At 72.0% G+C, this 15,812-nt stretch carries 13 protein-coding genes and 1 pseudogene; 13 read left to right on the top strand and 1 reads right to left on the bottom strand.

What is annotated here, in order from left to right; all coding sequences use genetic code 11:
• The 5 genes from CCN42_RS07075 to CCN42_RS07055 all read left to right on the top strand — a co-directional run.
• On the top strand, positions 1 to 440 hold a 440-nt coding region (locus tag CCN42_RS07075; RefSeq protein WP_086733830.1), incomplete at its 5' end, for a sigma-70 family RNA polymerase sigma factor.
• A gap of 50 nt (positions 441 to 490) precedes the next feature.
• Positions 491 to 1,279, top strand: a complete 789-nt coding sequence (locus CCN42_RS07070) for an anti-sigma factor family protein (RefSeq protein WP_086733828.1) — start codon at positions 491 to 493, stop codon at positions 1,277 to 1,279.
• Positions 1,280 to 1,406: 127 nt separating this feature from the next.
• Complete coding sequence (locus CCN42_RS07065; RefSeq protein ID WP_086733826.1) at positions 1,407 to 3,716, top strand: HelD family protein; 2,310 nt, start codon at positions 1,407 to 1,409, stop codon at positions 3,714 to 3,716.
• A 368-nt stretch (positions 3,717 to 4,084) separates the two neighbouring features.
• On the top strand, positions 4,085 to 5,500 hold the full coding sequence (locus CCN42_RS07060; RefSeq protein ID WP_086171741.1) for an NAD-dependent malic enzyme: 1,416 nt from the start codon (positions 4,085 to 4,087) through the stop codon (positions 5,498 to 5,500).
• Between the two features lie 373 nt (positions 5,501 to 5,873).
• Entirely contained in the window at positions 5,874 to 6,155 is a 282-nt protein-coding gene (locus CCN42_RS07055) for an HU family DNA-binding protein (RefSeq protein WP_003990598.1), read from the top strand.
• Between the two features lie 164 nt (positions 6,156 to 6,319).
• Here CCN42_RS07055 and murA read toward each other — a convergent pair whose 3' ends face one another.
• Entirely contained in the window at positions 6,320 to 7,660 is a 1,341-nt protein-coding gene (gene murA / locus CCN42_RS07050) for a UDP-N-acetylglucosamine 1-carboxyvinyltransferase (protein WP_043501289.1), read from the bottom strand.
• A gap of 296 nt (positions 7,661 to 7,956) precedes the next feature.
• Between murA and CCN42_RS07045 the strand changes: the two genes are divergently transcribed.
• The 8 genes and pseudogenes from CCN42_RS07045 to CCN42_RS07010 form a co-directional block, all read left to right on the top strand.
• Positions 7,957 to 8,529, top strand: a complete 573-nt coding sequence (locus CCN42_RS07045) for a YqgE/AlgH family protein (RefSeq protein WP_169731418.1) — start codon at positions 7,957 to 7,959, stop codon at positions 8,527 to 8,529.
• Between the two features lie 30 nt (positions 8,530 to 8,559).
• Entirely contained in the window at positions 8,560 to 8,841 is a 282-nt protein-coding gene (locus tag CCN42_RS07040; RefSeq protein WP_043501286.1) for a DUF3039 domain-containing protein, read from the top strand.
• 191 nt (positions 8,842 to 9,032) lie between these two features.
• Complete coding sequence (locus CCN42_RS07035) at positions 9,033 to 10,325, top strand: extracellular solute-binding protein (RefSeq protein ID WP_086733824.1); 1,293 nt, start codon at positions 9,033 to 9,035, stop codon at positions 10,323 to 10,325.
• A gap of 5 nt (positions 10,326 to 10,330) precedes the next feature.
• Positions 10,331 to 11,284 (top strand): carbohydrate ABC transporter permease, encoded by a 954-nt coding sequence (locus CCN42_RS07030; RefSeq protein WP_086733822.1) that lies wholly within the window; start codon positions 10,331 to 10,333, stop codon positions 11,282 to 11,284.
• Positions 11,281 to 12,126, top strand: a complete 846-nt coding sequence (locus tag CCN42_RS07025) for a carbohydrate ABC transporter permease (RefSeq protein ID WP_086733820.1) — start codon at positions 11,281 to 11,283, stop codon at positions 12,124 to 12,126. The genes CCN42_RS07030 and CCN42_RS07025 overlap by 4 nt, the downstream gene beginning before the upstream one ends.
• 11 nt (positions 12,127 to 12,137) lie before the next feature.
• Complete coding sequence (locus CCN42_RS07020) at positions 12,138 to 13,766, top strand: beta-N-acetylhexosaminidase (protein WP_086733818.1); 1,629 nt, start codon at positions 12,138 to 12,140, stop codon at positions 13,764 to 13,766.
• Between the two features lie 372 nt (positions 13,767 to 14,138).
• On the top strand, positions 14,139 to 15,032 hold the full coding sequence (locus CCN42_RS07015) for an FAD binding domain-containing protein (protein WP_086733816.1): 894 nt from the start codon (positions 14,139 to 14,141) through the stop codon (positions 15,030 to 15,032).
• Positions 15,029 to 15,812 (top strand): annotated as a pseudogene (locus CCN42_RS07010) ((2Fe-2S)-binding protein); the annotation flags it as partial. The gene CCN42_RS07015 and the pseudogene CCN42_RS07010, both read left to right, overlap by 4 nt.

Genomic DNA, 15,812 nt, shown 5'->3' with positions numbered 1-15,812 from the left:
TGCGCCTGGTCGCCGGCGACCGGCAGCGCGCCGAGGACGTCGTGCAGGAAACGCTCATCCGTGCCTGGAAGAACGCCGGCTCGCTCAACCGAGCGACCGGATCGGTACGCCCCTGGCTGGTGACGGTCGCCCGGCGCATCGTCATCGACGGCCACCGCAGCCGGCAGGCCCGGCCGCAGGAGGTCGACCCGTCGCCGCTGGAGGTCATCCCCGCGGAGGACGAGATCGACAAGGCGCTGTGGCTGATGACGCTGTCGGACGCGCTCGACGACCTGACCCCGGCACACCGGGAGGTGCTCGTCGAGACGTACTTCAAGGGGCGTACCGTCAATGAGGCGGCTCAGACCCTGGGGATACCGAGTGGCACCGTGCGCTCCCGGGTGTTCTACGCACTGCGTTCGATGAAGCTGGCACTGGAGGAGCGGGGGGTGACGGCGTGATGAGTGGGTACGGGGGATACGACGCGGGGGGTCCGGGTATGTCTGGCCCCATGCAGGGATCTCAGGGGCCACAGGGACCCACGGGCCCGAACGAACACGAGACCGTCGGCGCCTACGCCCTCGGGATTCTCGACGACGCCGAAGCAACCGCTTTCGAGGCGCATCTCGCGACCTGCGAGTGGTGCGCCCAGCAGCTCGACGAGCTGGCGGGGATGGAGCCGATGCTCGCGGCGCTCGCCGACCTGCCCGGCGCCGGCACGCCCGCGATCGGCGAGTCCCTCTCCGCGCGGCCCGGCCCACGGCTGGCGGAGAGACTCGTCGACGAGGTCGCCGAGCGCCGCGCGCAGAAGCGTCGGCGCGGTTTCTACATGGTCGCGGCGGCGGCCGCGCTGATCGTCGGCGGGCCGTTCGTCGCCGTGGCGACCAGCGGGGGCGACGACGGCGGCGGCAACCGGCCGGTCTCCGCCCACGCCACCAGCCCCGCCAAGGCGTCCTTCGACGAGATCGACGACAAGGTCACCGCCACCGACCCCGGCACCCAGGTCAGCGCGACCGTGGCACTGGAGAAGAAGGCCTGGGGCACGCACGCGGTCCTGGAGCTGAAGAACGTCAAGGGCCCGCTGAAGTGCTCCCTGATCGCCGTCGGCAAGAACGGCGAACGCGAGACGGTCACCTCCTGGTCGGTGCCGAACTGGGGCTACGGCATCCCGGGCGCCACCACCGACCAGGCCAGGCAGCCGCTGTACGTGCACGGCGGCGCCGCGTTCACGCCGGAGGAGATCGACCACTTCGAGGTCATGACCTTCCAGGGCGAGCGGCTGGTGGAGGTCGACGCGTAGCACCCGTCCCCGGGGCGCCCGCGAGGGCGCCCCGGGAAGACGCGGGGGCCGACGGGCGCCCCCGTAGCCTTCCCCCACCCCCTTCGCGTACGGTGGACGGCTGCCCAGCACGTCAGAAGGGGGCCCGGTGGCCGCACAGGCTCAGCAGACTTCCGCGGTCGAACCGGTTCAGGACACCGGTCACGACTCCGTCCGCGATCGGGAGATCGGCGTCGAACAGGTACACCTGGACCGGGTGTACCGCCGCCTGGAGGAGAAGATCCACGAGGCGGAGTTCCTCATGCAGGACGCGGCCCGCCGCGGCCAGGTCGGCACGCCCGGCGCGCTCGCCGAGCGGGACGCGCAGGTGTTCCGCGCGGGCGTCCACCTCAACCGGCTGAACAACGAGTTCGAGGACTTCCTGTTCGGCCGGATCGACCTGTTGCCCGGCAAGGACGGGAAGAAGGGCCCGGACGGCGCGTACACGGCGGTGGAGCCCGCCGAGGGGGCGGTACGCCCCGACAACACCGCCGACATCGCCGAGACCCTGCACATCGGCCGGATCGGCGTCCTCGACGAGGACTACTCCCCGCTGGTCATCGACTGGCGGGCCCCGGCCGCCGCGCCCTTCTACCGGTCCACACCGGTCGACCCGGGCCGGGTCGTGCGCCGCCGCGTCATCCGCTCCAAGGGCCGCAGGGTCCTCGGGGTCGAGGACGACCTCATGCGCCCCGAGCTGAAGGCGTTCCTCGGCGGGCACGAACTGCCGGTGATCGGCGACGGCGCCCTGATGGCCGCGCTCGGCCAGGCCCGCAGCCACACCATGCGGGACATCGTCGCCTCGATCCAGGCCGAGCAGGACCTGGTGATCCGGGCGCCCGCCGCCTCGGTGACGTACGTGGAGGGCGGCCCGGGGACGGGGAAGACCGCCGTCGCGCTGCACCGCGCGGCCTATCTGCTCTACCAGGACCGGCGCCGGTACGCGGGCGGCATCCTGATCGTCTCGCCGACCCCGCTGCTGGTGGCGTACACCGAGGGCGTGCTGCCCTCCCTCGGCGAGGAGGGCCAGGTCGCGATCCGCGCGATCGGCTCCCTCGTCGACGGCGCCGAGGCGACCCTGTACGACTCCCCGGCCGTGGCCCGCGCCAAGGGCTCCTCCCGCATGCTCAAGGTGCTGCGCAAGGCCGCCCGCGGGGCGCTGGAGCCGAACGGTTCGCCGGACCGGCTCCGGGTCGTCGCCTTCGGCCGCCGGCTGGAGCTGGAGGCGGAGGAGCTGGGCCGGATCCGCCAGGCCGTCCTCGGCGGCACCGCACCCGTCAACCTGCTGCGTCCGCGCGCCCGCAAGCTGCTGCTGGACGCCCTGTGGCAGAAGTCGGGCGCCGCCGGCCGGCACACCGACCCGGAGCTGGCCGCCGAGCTGCGCTCCTCCTTCGACGAGGACGTCACGAGCGAGGACTCCTTCATCGGCTTCCTCGACGCCTGGTGGCCCGAGCTGACCCCGGCCGGCGTGCTGGCCGCGATGGCCGACGAGAAGCGGCTGGGCCGCTGGTCGCGGCGGGTGCTGAACCCCGGCGAGGTCCGCAAGGTCGCCCGCTCCCTGAAGCGGGACGGGCACTCCGTGCACGACATCGCGCTCCTCGACGAGCTGAACGCCGTCCTCGGCGCCCCGGCCCGCCCCCGGAAGAGACGCGAGCTGGATCCGCTGGACCAGCTCACCGGGCTGGAGGAGCTGATGCCGGTGCGCGAGGAGTCGCAGCGCGAGCGCGCCGAGCGCCTCGCGCAGGAGCGGGTGGAGTACGCGCACGTCATCGTCGACGAGGCGCAGGACCTCACGCCGATGCAGTGGCGCATGGTCGGCCGCCGCGGCCGGCACGCCACCTGGACGGTCGTGGGCGACCCGGCGCAGTCGTCCTGGTCCGACCCGGACGAGGCCGCCGAGGCCCGTGACGAGGCCCTGGGCACCCGCCCGCGCCGCCGCTTCCGGCTCACGGTGAACTACCGCAACCCGGCGGAGATCGCCGATCTGGCGGCGAAGGTGCTGGCGCTGGCGATGCCGGGCTCCGAGTCGCCGTCGGCCGTGCGCTCGACGGGCGTGCAGCCGCGCTTCACGGTCGTCCGGGAGTCGCTGGGGGAGACCGTCCGGGAGGAGGCCGCGCGGCTGCTGGACCGGGTGGACGGCACGATCGGCGTGGTCGTCGCGATGAACCGGCGCGAGGAGGCGCGGCGCTGGCTGGCCGGGCTCGGCGACCGGGTGGTGGCGCTGGGCAGCCTGGAGGCGAAGGGCCTGGAGTACGACGCGACGGTGGTCGTCTCGCCGGCGGAGATCGCCGACGAGTCCCCGGCGGGCCTGCGGGTGCTCTACGTCGCCCTGACCCGGGCCACCCAGCAGCTGACGGTGGTCTCCGGGGAGCGGGACGAACCGGACGCGGCGGGGGTGCCGGATCTGCTGAGAGACTGATCGTGGAGTGTTTTTCCCGCGAGGGGAATGGCCGTCCGGGATCGTTTGTTAGCCTGGATGTGACACCGGCTCGATCCAAGCCCCCGGGCCCAACCTTCGTCGCTACGAGCGACCACTTGCCGCGAGGCGAGCATGGCGGGCCGGTGTCATGAACGTACGAAGAGGCCCACGTCCGATGTGACGTGGGCCTCTTTGTTGCCGTAGGACTGGCTGATCGATTCTCGTATCGTGGAAGATGTTTTCCGAAAGTCGCGGTAGCCTCGTGAACAAAACGTCCGCAATCCGGGGCGACTACTGCCTACTCGTTGGTAGGTGCGACGATCGGACGGCACAACTTCGCGACACGGTGAAAGCAGAGGAAGTCGGCCATGGCAACGGCGCCCAGCGTCTCCTACTCGATGACCATCCGGTTGGAGGTGCCCGCGAGCGGAACCGCCGTCTCGCAGCTCACCACCGCCGTGGAGTCCTCCGGAGGCTCGGTGACCGGCCTCGACGTCACCGCGTCCGGCCACGAGAAGCTCCGTATCGACGTGACGATCGCCGCCACGTCGACCGCGCACGCCGACCAGATCGTCGAGCAGCTGCGCGGCATCGATGGCGTCACGCTCGGCAAGGTCTCCGACCGTACGTTCCTGATGCACCTCGGCGGCAAGATCGAGATGGCGTCGAAGCACCCCATCCGCAACCGTGACGACCTCTCCATGATCTACACGCCGGGTGTGGCCCGCGTCTGCATGGCGATCGCCCAGAACCCCGAGGACGCCCGCCGCCTCACCATCAAGCGCAACTCCGTTGCGGTCGTGACGGACGGCTCCGCCGTGCTCGGCCTCGGCAACATCGGCCCCAAGGCCGCGCTGCCCGTCATGGAGGGCAAGGCGGCCCTCTTCAAGCGGTTCGCGGGCATCGACGCCTGGCCGATCTGCCTCGACACCCAGGACACCGACGCGATCGTCGAGATCGTCAAGGCGATCGCCCCCGGCTTCGCCGGCATCAACCTCGAGGACATCTCCGCGCCGCGCTGCTTCGAGATCGAGGCCCGGCTGCGCGAGGCCCTCGACATCCCCGTCTTCCACGACGACCAGCACGGCACCGCCATCGTCGTGCTCGCCGCCCTCACCAACGCACTCCGCGTGGTGAACAAGGGAGTTGGCGACGTCCGCGTCGTCATGTCCGGCGCCGGAGCGGCCGGTACGGCCATCCTGAAGCTGCTGATCGCCGCCGGCGTCAAGCACGCCGTCGTCGCCGACATCCACGGGGTGGTGCACGCCGGCCGTGAGGACCTGGTCGACGCCGCCCCCGGCTCGGCGCTGCGCTGGATCGCCGACAACACCAACCCCGAGGGCATCACCGGCACCCTCAAGGAGTCCGTGCGCGGCGCCGACGTCTTCATCGGCGTCTCCGCCCCGAACGTCCTGGACGGCGACGACGTGGCCGCCATGGCCGACGACGCCATCGTGTTCGCGCTCGCGAACCCCGATCCCGAGGTCGACCCCGCAATCGCCCGCCAGACGGCCGCAGTTGTGGCCACCGGCCGCTCCGACTTCCCGAACCAGATCAACAACGTGCTGGTCTTCCCGGGCGTCTTCCGCGGCCTGCTGGACGCCCAGTCCCGCACCGTGAACACCGACATGATGCTCGCCGCCGCCAAGGCCCTCGCGGACGTCGTCACCGAGGACGAGCTGAACCCGAACTACATCATTCCGTCCGTCTTCAACGACAAGGTCGCGGGCGCGGTCGCGGGAGCGGTGCGGGACGCGGCGAAGGCGGCCGGAGCGACCGCCTGAGGCCTCGCCGGGCCCGTCGGCCCGGCCTGTGAGGATCGCCACGGTGGGCCGGCATTCCGGCGCGTCGTGGAACCGAGCGGGTCCGCACGCCCTCTAGGGTGGGCGGGCCGTCGGCCGCCGCCATCCGGGTGGACGGCCGGTCAGTCGCGCACGTCGTGTGACTCCCAAGGGTGTTCTCACGACTCCAACGGGTGCCGGATTGGCTTTCCCGCCGCAGGTAGGGGCAGGATGCGGTCCTGGGCGCGAGCGTCTGACGACGGACCCGGGTCCAGGGACTGTCCGAGGGCCCTGGCAGCATCGGCTTCGCTGTGCCCGAGATGCGGCTCCGCCGCGTGGCACGCCCCAACAGCAAGAAGAACACGGGAGTAACAACATGAACCGCAGTGAGCTGGTGGCCGCGCTGGCCGACCGCGCCGAGGTGACTCGCAAGGACGCCGACGCCGTGCTGGCCGCGTTCGCCGACGTCGTCGGCGACATCGTCTCCAAGGGCGACGAGAAGGTCACGATCCCCGGCTTCCTGACCTTCGAGCGCACCCACCGTGCCGCTCGCACCGCGCGCAACCCGCAGACCGGCGAGCCGATCCAGATCCCGGCCGGCTACAGCGTGAAGGTTTCCGCGGGCTCCAAGCTGAAGGAAGCCGCCAAGGGCAAGTAAGCCCGCCTGAGCGCCGTTCTGGTCGGCGCCGTGGGCGACTGCGGGCCGGCTGCGGCCGGCCGCGCAGTTCCCCGCGCCCCTTTGGGGGCGTCGTGGCAAACGCCGATGGGGCGGCCACCCGGACTCGGGTGGCCGCCCCATCGGCGTTTGCGGTCGTGCGGGCGTCAGCCGAGGGGCTTGCCCGGCAGCTCGACCTTGGCGCCCAGCTCCACGAGCTTCTCCATGAAGTTCTCGTAGCCGCGGTTGATCAGTTCGATGCCGTGGACGCGGGACGTGCCCTGGGCGGCCAGGGCCGCGATCAGGTACGAGAAGCCGCCGCGCAGGTCGGGGATGACCAGGTCGGCGCCCTGCAGCCGGGTCGGTCCCGAGACCACCGCGGAGTGCAGGAAGTTGCGCTGGCCGAAGCGGCAGTCGGAGCCGCCCAGGCACTCGCGGTAGAGCTGGATGTGCGCGCCCATCTGGTTCAGCGCGGAGGTGAAGCCGAGCCGGGACTCGTAGACCGTCTCGTGGATGATCGACAGGCCCGTGGCCTGGGTGAGGGCGACGACCAGCGGCTGCTGCCAGTCGGTCTGGAAGCCGGGGTGCACGTCCGTCTCCAGGGCGATGGACTTCAGCTGTCCGCCCGGGTGCCAGAAGCGGATGCCCTCGTCGTCGATCTCGAAGGCGCCGCCCACCTTCCGGTAGGTGTTCAGGAAGGTCATCATCGAGCGCTGCTGGGCGCCGCGGACGTAGATGTCGCCCTCGGTGGCCAGCGCCGCGGACGCCCAGGAGGCGGCCTCCAGGCGGTCCGGGAGGGCGCGGTGGGTGTAGCCGCCCAGCTTGTCCACACCGGTGATGCGGATCGTGCGGTCGGTGTCCATCGCGATGATGGCGCCCATCTTCTGCAGGACGCAGATCAGGTCCTCGATCTCCGGCTCCACGGCCGCGTTCGAGAGCTCCGTCACGCCTTCCGCGAGCACCGCGGTGAGCAGCACCTGCTCGGTCGCGCCGACGGACGGGTACGGCAGCCGGATCTTGGTGCCGCGCAGTCGCTGCGGGGCCTCCAGGTACTGGCCGTCGGCCCGCTTCTCGATCGTCGCGCCGAACTGGCGCAGCACGTCGAAGTGGAAGTCGATGGGCCGCCCGCCGATGTCGCAGCCGCCGAGGCCCGGGATGAAGGCGTGGCCGAGGCGGTGCAGCAGCGGGCCGCAGAAGAGGATCGGGATGCGGCTGGAACCGGCGTGGGCGTCGATGTCGGCCACGTTGGCGCTCTCGACATGCGTCGGGTCGAGCACCAGCTCGCCCGGTTCCTCGCCCGGTCGGACCGTCACGCCGTGCAGCTGGAGCAGCCCGCGGACCACGCGCACGTCGCGGATGTCCGGAACGTTGCGCAGCCGGCTCGGAGCGCTGCCCAGCAGCGCGGCGACCATGGCCTTCGGCACGAGGTTCTTCGCGCCGCGGACACGGATCTCGCCCTCCAGCGGGGTTCCGCCGTGGACAAGCAGGACATCGTCGTTGACGGTCATGAATCTCGCGTTCCGTTGGAATGGGTGGCAGGGCCGGAGAGACAGAGTAATCGCCGTGGACCCCTGTCCCGTAAGCCCAAGTGCCGCCCCGCTACGTCATGGCTCTGTCACAACACGAACCGTTCCCCGTCGGGCACATGGGGTCACCGGCGCGGCGTGTACGGGCCGTCGGGGCAGGGTGCCGGGGGCCCGGGCGCCTTCGTGCACGCGCGGCGCACCGGTGCGCCCTGGGTGCCTCCGCCCGGCCATCCGGATTGCCTCCCCATGTCGGGGGAAGATGCGGGATCATGTGTGGCATGACCGAGGTGTCCTCGCTCACAGGGCGGCTGCTCGTGGCCACGCCCGCCCTGGCGGACCCGAACTTCGACCGTGCGGTGGTGCTCCTTCTCGACCACGACGAGGAGGGCTCCCTCGGTGTCGTCCTCAACCGTCCGACGCCGGTGGGCGTGGGCGACATCCTGGAGGGCTGGGCGGACCTGGCCGGCGAGCCCGGTGTGGTCTTCCAGGGCGGCCCGGTGTCACTGGACTCGGCCCTCGGGGTCGCCGTCGTCCCGGGCGGGGCCTCGGGGGAGGCCGCCCCGCTGGGCTGGCGCCGGGTGCACGGCGCGATCGGTCTGGTCGACCTGGAGGCCCCGCCGGAGCTGCTGGCCTCAGCCCTCGGCTCGCTGCGGATCTTCGCCGGGTACGCGGGCTGGGGTCCCGGCCAGCTGGAGGACGAGCTGGTGGACGGCGCCTGGTACGTGGTGGAGTCGGAGCCCGGGGACGTGTCCTCCCCGGCCCCGGAGAGACTCTGGCGCGAGGTGCTGCGTCGCCAGCGCAACGAGCTGGCGATGGTGGCCACGTATCCGGACGACCCTTCGCTCAACTGAAGCATGTGAGCTTCAGTACTCTTGGTTTCTATGAGCACTCTCGAGCCCGAGCGCGGGACTGGTACGGGGACCCTCGTAGAGCCGACGCCGCAGGTGTCGCACGGCGACGGTGATCACGAGCGCTTCGCCCACTACGTCCAGAAGGACAAGATCATGGCGAGCGCCCTCGACGGCACCCCCGTCGTGGCGCTGTGCGGCAAGGTGTGGGTGCCGGGCCGCGACCCGAAGAAGTACCCCGTGTGTCCCATGTGCAAGGAGATCTACGAATCCATGGGTGCCGGCGGTGACGACAAGGGCAAGGGCGACAAGTAACCCGTCCGTCCGGCCCTGCCGACTTTTCCCGCGAGGCCCCCGGAGTGCGCTGAGGCGCGCTCCGGGGGCCTTCGTGTTGTCACGAAGTGGTGGAGACCTCTTGTCGGCGTGTTCATGTAGTCCTTAGCCTCCCTTGTGTTGTGCAGAGCGAAACATCCATTGCATATGTTGCAACGCTCGGAGGCTGCTGCATGAAGCTCCCCGCCCGGCTGGCCGTGCTCCTCGCCGTCCTCGCCGTCACCGCCTGCGCCCCCCGGACCGCCGACACCTCCGCCTCCGGCGGGGACGAGAAGACCGGCACCCTGCGGGTCTGGCTCTTCCAGGAGGTCGACAACCAGCCCAAGGAACGGGTCGTCGACGCGGTCGTGGACCGCTTCGAGAAGACCCACGACGGCACCGAGGTGCTGGTCGAGTACATCCCCGTCGAGACCCGCGCCCAGCGCGTCAAGGCCGCCTTCAACGACCCCGCGTCCGCCCCCGACGTCATCGAGTACGGCAACACCGACACGGCCGGATACGTGCGGGACGGCGGACTGGCCGACGTCACCCGGACCTTCGCCGCCTGGGACGAGGCGAAGGACACCGACCCGGCCGCCCGGCAGTCCGTCACGGTCGGCGGCAAGGTCTACGGCGCCCCGTTCTTCGTCGGCGTCCGCGCGCTCTACTACCGCACCGACGTCTTCGCCGACCTCGGCCTGCGCGCCCCGCGGACCCTGGACGAGCTGGCCGGGACGGCGCGGACGATCCGGGCCGCCCGGCCGGATCTGTACGGCCTCGTGGCCGGCGGCGCCTACACCTACGGCGCCCTGCCGTTCGTGTGGGCCCACGGCGGCGAAGTCGCCACCGGCACGGGCGGCTCGTACACCGCCGCCCTCGACAGCCCCGCCGCACGGCGCGGCATCGCGGCGTACACCGCCCTCTTCGGCGACCACAACTGCCCCGCCGCCAAGTGCGCGGGCATGACCGGCAACGACACGATCACCGCCTTCGCCGCCGGCCGGGCGGGCATGGCGATCGGCGGGGACTTCAGCCACGCGGCCGTCGAAGCGGGCGCGGTCAAGGGCAAGTACGCCGTCGTACCGCTCCCCGGGGTGACATCCGGGGAGATCGCGCCCGCCTTCGCGGGCGGCAACAACATCGGCGTCCTGAAGAGCACCTCGCACCGCACCCTCGCCGTCGACCTGATGAAACGGCTCGCCTCCAAGGAGACCCAGGGCGAACTCTTCGACGCCATGGGCTTCCTGCCCACCTTCACCGACGTCCGGCGGGAGGCGGCGGCCAGGGAGCCGTTCGTGAAGCCGTTCGTGGAGACCCTGGCCGCCGGGGCGAAGTCCGTGCCCGCCTCGCCCGCCTGGGCCCGCATCGACTCCTCACAGGTGCTGCCGACGATGTTCCAGGAGATCGTCAGCGGGCGGAAGGACGTGGAGGCGGCGTCGCGGGACGCCGCACGGCGGATGAACGACATGTTCGGCGCCGCGGGGTGAGCGGGATGCCCGCGGGGGCGGCGAGTGCGGTGCGCCGGCGGGTGCGGGGCCGGCGTGGCTCGTCGCGCAGCTCCCCGCGCACCTGGGCGGACCGGAGTCTCCCCTGGATCTACCTCGCCCCCGCTCTCCTGGTCCTCGGCGGGCTGCTCGTCTACCCCGTCTACCAGCTCGGGCTGATCTCGGTCCTGGAGTACACGCAGGCGCAGGTCAGCGGTGGGGAGCCGACCTCCTTCCGGGGACTGGGCAACTACGGCGAGCTCTTCCGCGACGGGCAGTTCTGGCAGGTGCTGCTCGCGACCGTGCTGTTCGCCGCCGCCTGTGTGGGCTGCACGCTCGCCGTCGGCTGCGGCCTCGCCGTGCTGCTCACGCGGGTGCGGGCGCTGCCCCGGCTGGCGTTGATGCTCGCCGCGCTGGGCGCGTGGGCCACCCCCGCGGTGACCGGGTCGACGGTGTGGCTGCTGCTGTTCGACCCGGACTTCGGGCCGGTGAACCGGGTGCTCGGCCTCGGCGACCACTCCTGGACGTACGGCCGCTACAGCGCCTTCCTGCTGGTCCTGCTCGAAGTGGTGTGGTGTTCCTTCCCGTTCGTGATGGTGACCGTGTACGCGGGCATCCGCGCGGTGCCGTCCGAGGTGCTGGAGGCCGCCGCGCTGGACGGTGCCTCCCAGTGGCGGATCTGGCGGTCGGTGCTCGCGCCGATGCTCCGGCCGATCCTGGCGATCGTCACCATCCAGTCGGTCATCTGGGACTTCAAGGTCTTCACCCAGATCTACGTCATGACGAACGGCGGCGGGATCGCCGGGCAGAACCTCGTGCTCAACGTCTACGCCTACCAACGGGCGTTCGCCTCCTCCGAGTACAGCCTCGGTTCGGCGATCGGCGTGGTGATGCTGCTGATCCTGCTCGCGGTGACGCTCGTGTACCTGCGACTGCTGCGCCGGCAGGGGGAGAGGCTGTGAATGCACCGAGAGCTCTCGTACGGCGTCCCTGGCGGTCGGCCGCCGAGGCGTCGGCGCTGCTGGTGGCGGCCGTGGTGGCGTTCCCGCTGTACTGGATGGTGCTGAGCGCCTTCCGGCCGGCCGGGGAGATCGAGTCGAGCGAGCCGCGGCCCTGGACGCTCGCGCCCACGCTGGATTCCTTCCGGCGCGTCTTCGGGCAGCAGGAATTCGGCCGTTACTTCCTCAACAGCCTGCTCGTCGCGGGCACCGTGGTGATCGCCTCGGCGCTGATCGCGTTTCTCGCGGCGACCGCCGTGACACGATTCCGTTTCCGCTTCCGGACCACCCTGCTGATCATGTTTCTGGTGGCCCAGATGGTGCCCGTGGAAGCGCTCACCATCCCCCTCTTCTTCCTCATGCGGGACGCCGGCCAGTTGAACACCCTGGGGTCGCTGATCCTGCCCCACATCGCCTTCTCGCTGCCGTTCGCGATCTGGATGCTGCGGGGGTTCGTGAAGGCGGTCCCGGAGGCGCTGGAGGAGGCCGCGTACATCGACGGGGCGAGCCGGACGCGATTCATGTGGCGGATTCTCTTCCCGCTCGTCTTCCCCGGGCTCGTGGCCACCAGTGTGTTCTCCTTCATCTCGGCCTGGAACGACTTCCTGTTCGCCAAGTCGTTCATCATCAGCGACACCTCGCAGTCGACGCTGCCGATGGCGCTGCTGGTCTTCTACAAGCCGGACGATCCCGACTGGGGCGGCGTGATGGCGGCGTCCACGGTGATGACGATTCCGGTGCTGATCTTCTTCGTACTCGTACAGCGACGGCTGGTCTCCGGACTGGGCGGAGCGGTGAAGGACTGACAAGGACCGACATGGACTTCGAGGATCTGATTCCGGCTCCCCGCGCAGGCCGGCGGGTGCCGCCCGGGCGGGGGACGTTCACGCTGGACGAGGCGACCGCGCTGCACGCGGCGCCCGGCACCGAGCGGGTGGCGCGCTGGCTGCGCGGCACCCTGGGCGCCGCCACCGGACTGCCGTTCGCCGAGGGCCGCGAGGGCAGCGGCATCGTGCTGCGCGTGGACCCGGAGCTGGCACCCGAGGCGTACCGCCTGGCCGTCGACGGGCAGGCGATCCACATCGACGGCGGGAGCGCGGCCGGCGTCTTCTGGGGTGCGCAGACCCTCCGTCAGCTGCTGGGCCCCGACGCCTTCCGGCGGGCGCCGGTCGATCCGGCCCGCCGGACGTGGGACGTGCCCAAGGCCGTGATCGAGGACGCCCCCCGCTTCCGGTGGCGCGGCCTCATGCTCGACGTCGCCCGGCACTTCCTGCCCAAGGACGGTGTGCTGCGCTATCTCGACCTGATGGCCGCGCACAAACTCAACGTCCTCCACTTCCACCTGACCGACGACCAGGGCTGGCGGATCGAGATCCGCAAGTACCCCCGGCTCACCGAGGTCGGCTCCTGGCGGGCGCGGACGAAATTCGGTCACCGCGCCTCACCGCTGTGGGAGCAGAAGCCGCACGGTGGCCACTACACCCAGAACGACATCCGGGAGATCGTCGCCTACGCCGCCGAGCGGCATATCACCGTCGTCCCGGAAATCGACGTGCCGGGCCACTCGCAGGCCGCCATCGCCGCGTATCCGGAACTCGGGAACACCGACGTCATCGACACCACCGCGCTCTCCGTCTGGGACGACTGGGGAATCTCCCCCAACGTACTCGCCCCCACCGACAGCACCCTGCGCTTCTACGAGGGGGTCTTCGAGGAAGTCCTGGAACTGTTCCCCTCGCGGTTCGTCCATGTCGGGGGCGACGAATGTCCCAAGGACCAGTGGCGGCGGTCGGCGGCGGCGCAGGCGCGCGTGAAGGAACTCGGACTCGCCGGGGAGGAGGAACTCCAGGCCTGGTTCATCGGCCACTTCGACCGGTGGCTGACCGCGCGGGGGCGCCGGCTCATCGGCTGGGACGAGATCCTGGAGGGCGGCCTCGCGCCCGGTGCGGCCGTGTCGTCGTGGCGCGGCTACGCGGGCGGGGTGACGGCCGCGCGCGCGGGGCACGACGTGGTCATGTGCCCGGAGCAGCAGGTCTATCTGGACCACCGGCAGGACGCGGGCGCCGACGAGCCGGTCCCCATCGGCTACGTCCGCACCCTGGAGGACGTCTTCCGGTTCGAACCGGTGCCGCCGGAGCTGACGCCCGAGGAGGCCCGGCACGTGCTGGGCACCCAGGCCAACGTGTGGACCGAGGTGATGGAGGACGCCGCGCGCGTGGACTACCAGGTCTTCCCGCGGCTCGCCGCCTTCGCCGAGGTCGCCTGGAGCGCGCTGCCCGCCCCGCCCGAGCGGGACTTCGCCGGTTTCGAGCGGCGGATGACCGCCCACTACCGGCGGCTCGACGCCCTGGGCGTGGCCTACCGGCCGCCCACCGGACCACGGCCGTGGCAGCGGCGGCCGGGCGTGCTCGGGCGCCCGATCGACGGCCCGCCGCCGAACAGGTAGCAGCCGGTTCCCGCGGGGCGGGCCGGCCGGTCCGCCCCGCGGCCAGGAGGGCCGGGCCGCCCGGGCAGGGAACCGGTCGCCCCGCGCGGGCTCCCGAACAGGCGGGCGGTCCGCCCCGAACAGCAGACGGGCCGCCCCGAACAGATAAGGGGGAAAACACCGGCAGTTTCACCGAAGAGGGGCAATTCGCGCGCACCGGAGCAGCCTGGCGAAACCGGACCATCCCCCTGATGAGGTGGGCGAATGCCTCCTAGCGGACCCCCGCGTTCGGGCCCTGCGAAGATGTGCCAGAGTTGCCACGTCCGCCCTGTCAGCACGTACCGTACGGCAGCACAGGCGGGACCAGGTGGGGCAGCGGAAGGGGCAGCCGGTTTGACCACGCACGCACCGCAGGCGGCGCAGGCCGTCACCCTGCCCGCCACGCTCGACGAAGCCGTGGCGGCGCTCAGCGCGATGCCCGCCGCGGTCCCGGTGGCGGGCGGCACCGACCTGATGACCGCCGTCAACTCCGGTCAGCTCAGGCCCGCCGGACTGGTCGGCCTCGGCCGGATCAGCGAGATCCGCGGCTGGCAGTACCTGGACGGCCACGCCCTGCTCGGCGCGGGCCTCACGCACGCCCGCATGGGCCGCCCCGACTTCGCCGCCCTCATCCCCGCGCTCGCCGCCGCCGCGCGCGCCGCCGGCCCGCCGCACATCCGCAACGCGGGCACCCTGGGCGGCAACATCGCCTCCGCCGCCCCCACCGGCGACGCGCTGCCGGTGCTGGCCGCCCTGGAGGCCACGCTGATCATCGCCGGCCCGGGCGGGGCCCGCCGGGAGATCCCGGTGTCGCACCTGCTGGCCGGGATGGACATGCTGCGCGGCGGCGAACTCATCGGCTACGTGCGCGTGCCGCTGCTGCACGCCCCGCAGGTCTTCCTGAAGGCGACCGGGCGCACCGGCCCCGGGCGGGCCGTCGCCTCCGTCGCCCTGGTCCTCGACCCCGCGCGGCGCGGGGTGCGCTGCGCCGTGGGCGCCATAGCGCCGATGCCGCTGCGGCCCCTGGAGGCCGAGCAGTGGGTCGCCCAGCTCATCGACTGGGACAACGACCGGGCGATCGTCCCGGAGGCGCTGCAGGCCTTCGGCGAGTACGTCGCCGCGGCCTGCATCCCCGACCCGGGCCCGGCCGAGGACGGCAGCGTGCCGCCCCTGCCGCCCGCCGTACTGCACCTGCGGCGCACCGTCGCCGCGCTGGCCCGACGAGCACTGGGGAGGGCGCTGTCGTGACCGACGACCAGCACGGAGACCGGCACGGACCGGGCGCCCCGCAGAGCGGCGGCCGATGGGACCCGCTGCCCCAGGGCGACTACGACGACGGCGCCACCGCGTTCGTGAAGCTCCCCGAAGGCGGCATCGACGCGCTGCTCGCCTCCTCCGAGAGCCCCCTCGCCGCACCCGGCCACGGCTACGTGCCGCCGTCCATAACGGTCACCCCGGCGACCACCGCGGGCACCGACCCGGCCGCCACCGGCACCTGGAGCATGCCCGCGGGCGGCGCCCAGTGGCCCGACCCGAACGCGGCGCAGCAGCAGGACGCCGGGCAGGACCGGTTCACGTACGACCCGGTGGCGACCGGGCAGTGGACGTACGAGACGTACGAGGACACGGCCGAGACCGCCCCGGTGGCCGAGGCGCCGCCCGCGCCCGGGCACGACGTCACCGGCCAGTGGTCGATCCCCGTCGCGGGGGGTGACCTTCCGGATGAATCGGGCGAGTTCACCACGTCCGCCCTGGTCGAGCAGTGGGGCGGCACCCCGCCCGCGACCCTGCCCGGCGGCGCCCCCGCGCCCTGGGCGACGGAGGGCGCGGGGCAGACGTGGGCCCAGGAGGCGACGGAACCGCACACCGAGCGGGCCCCGCACGAGCAGCCGCAGCACGAGCAGCCCTACGCCGGGCAGCCTTACGGCGAGCAGGCCTACGCCGATTCCGCGCACCCCGATTCCGCGCACCCCGAGTCCGCGCGCCCCGGGTCCGCGCACCCCGAGTCCGCGCACCCCGAGTCCGCGC

The organism is Streptomyces glaucescens (assembly GCF_002154375.1).
GTDB classification, from domain to species: Bacteria; Actinomycetota; Actinomycetes; order Streptomycetales; family Streptomycetaceae; genus Streptomyces; species Streptomyces glaucescens.
This window is presented reverse-complemented; position numbering and strand designations above follow the sequence as displayed.

Bases quoted from the DNA above. Each gene is read 5' to 3' on its own strand.
- CCN42_RS07070 (WP_086733828.1), top strand. From the start codon at position 491: ATGCAGGGATCTCAGGGGCCACAGGGACCCACGGGCCCGAACGAACAC.
- CCN42_RS07060 (WP_086171741.1), top strand. From the start codon at position 4,085: ATGGCAACGGCGCCCAGCGTCTCCTACTCGATGACCATCCGGTTGGAG.
- CCN42_RS07055 (WP_003990598.1), top strand. From the start codon at position 5,874: ATGAACCGCAGTGAGCTGGTGGCCGCGCTGGCCGACCGCGCCGAGGTG.
- murA (WP_043501289.1), bottom strand. From the start codon at position 7,660: ATGACCGTCAACGACGATGTCCTGCTTGTCCACGGCGGAACCCCGCTG.
- CCN42_RS07045 (WP_169731418.1), top strand. From the start codon at position 7,957: ATGACCGAGGTGTCCTCGCTCACAGGGCGGCTGCTCGTGGCCACGCCC.
- CCN42_RS07040 (WP_043501286.1), top strand. From the start codon at position 8,560: ATGAGCACTCTCGAGCCCGAGCGCGGGACTGGTACGGGGACCCTCGTA.
- CCN42_RS07035 (WP_086733824.1), top strand. From the start codon at position 9,033: ATGAAGCTCCCCGCCCGGCTGGCCGTGCTCCTCGCCGTCCTCGCCGTC.
- CCN42_RS07030 (WP_086733822.1), top strand. From the start codon at position 10,331: ATGCCCGCGGGGGCGGCGAGTGCGGTGCGCCGGCGGGTGCGGGGCCGG.
- CCN42_RS07020 (WP_086733818.1), top strand. From the start codon at position 12,138: ATGGACTTCGAGGATCTGATTCCGGCTCCCCGCGCAGGCCGGCGGGTG.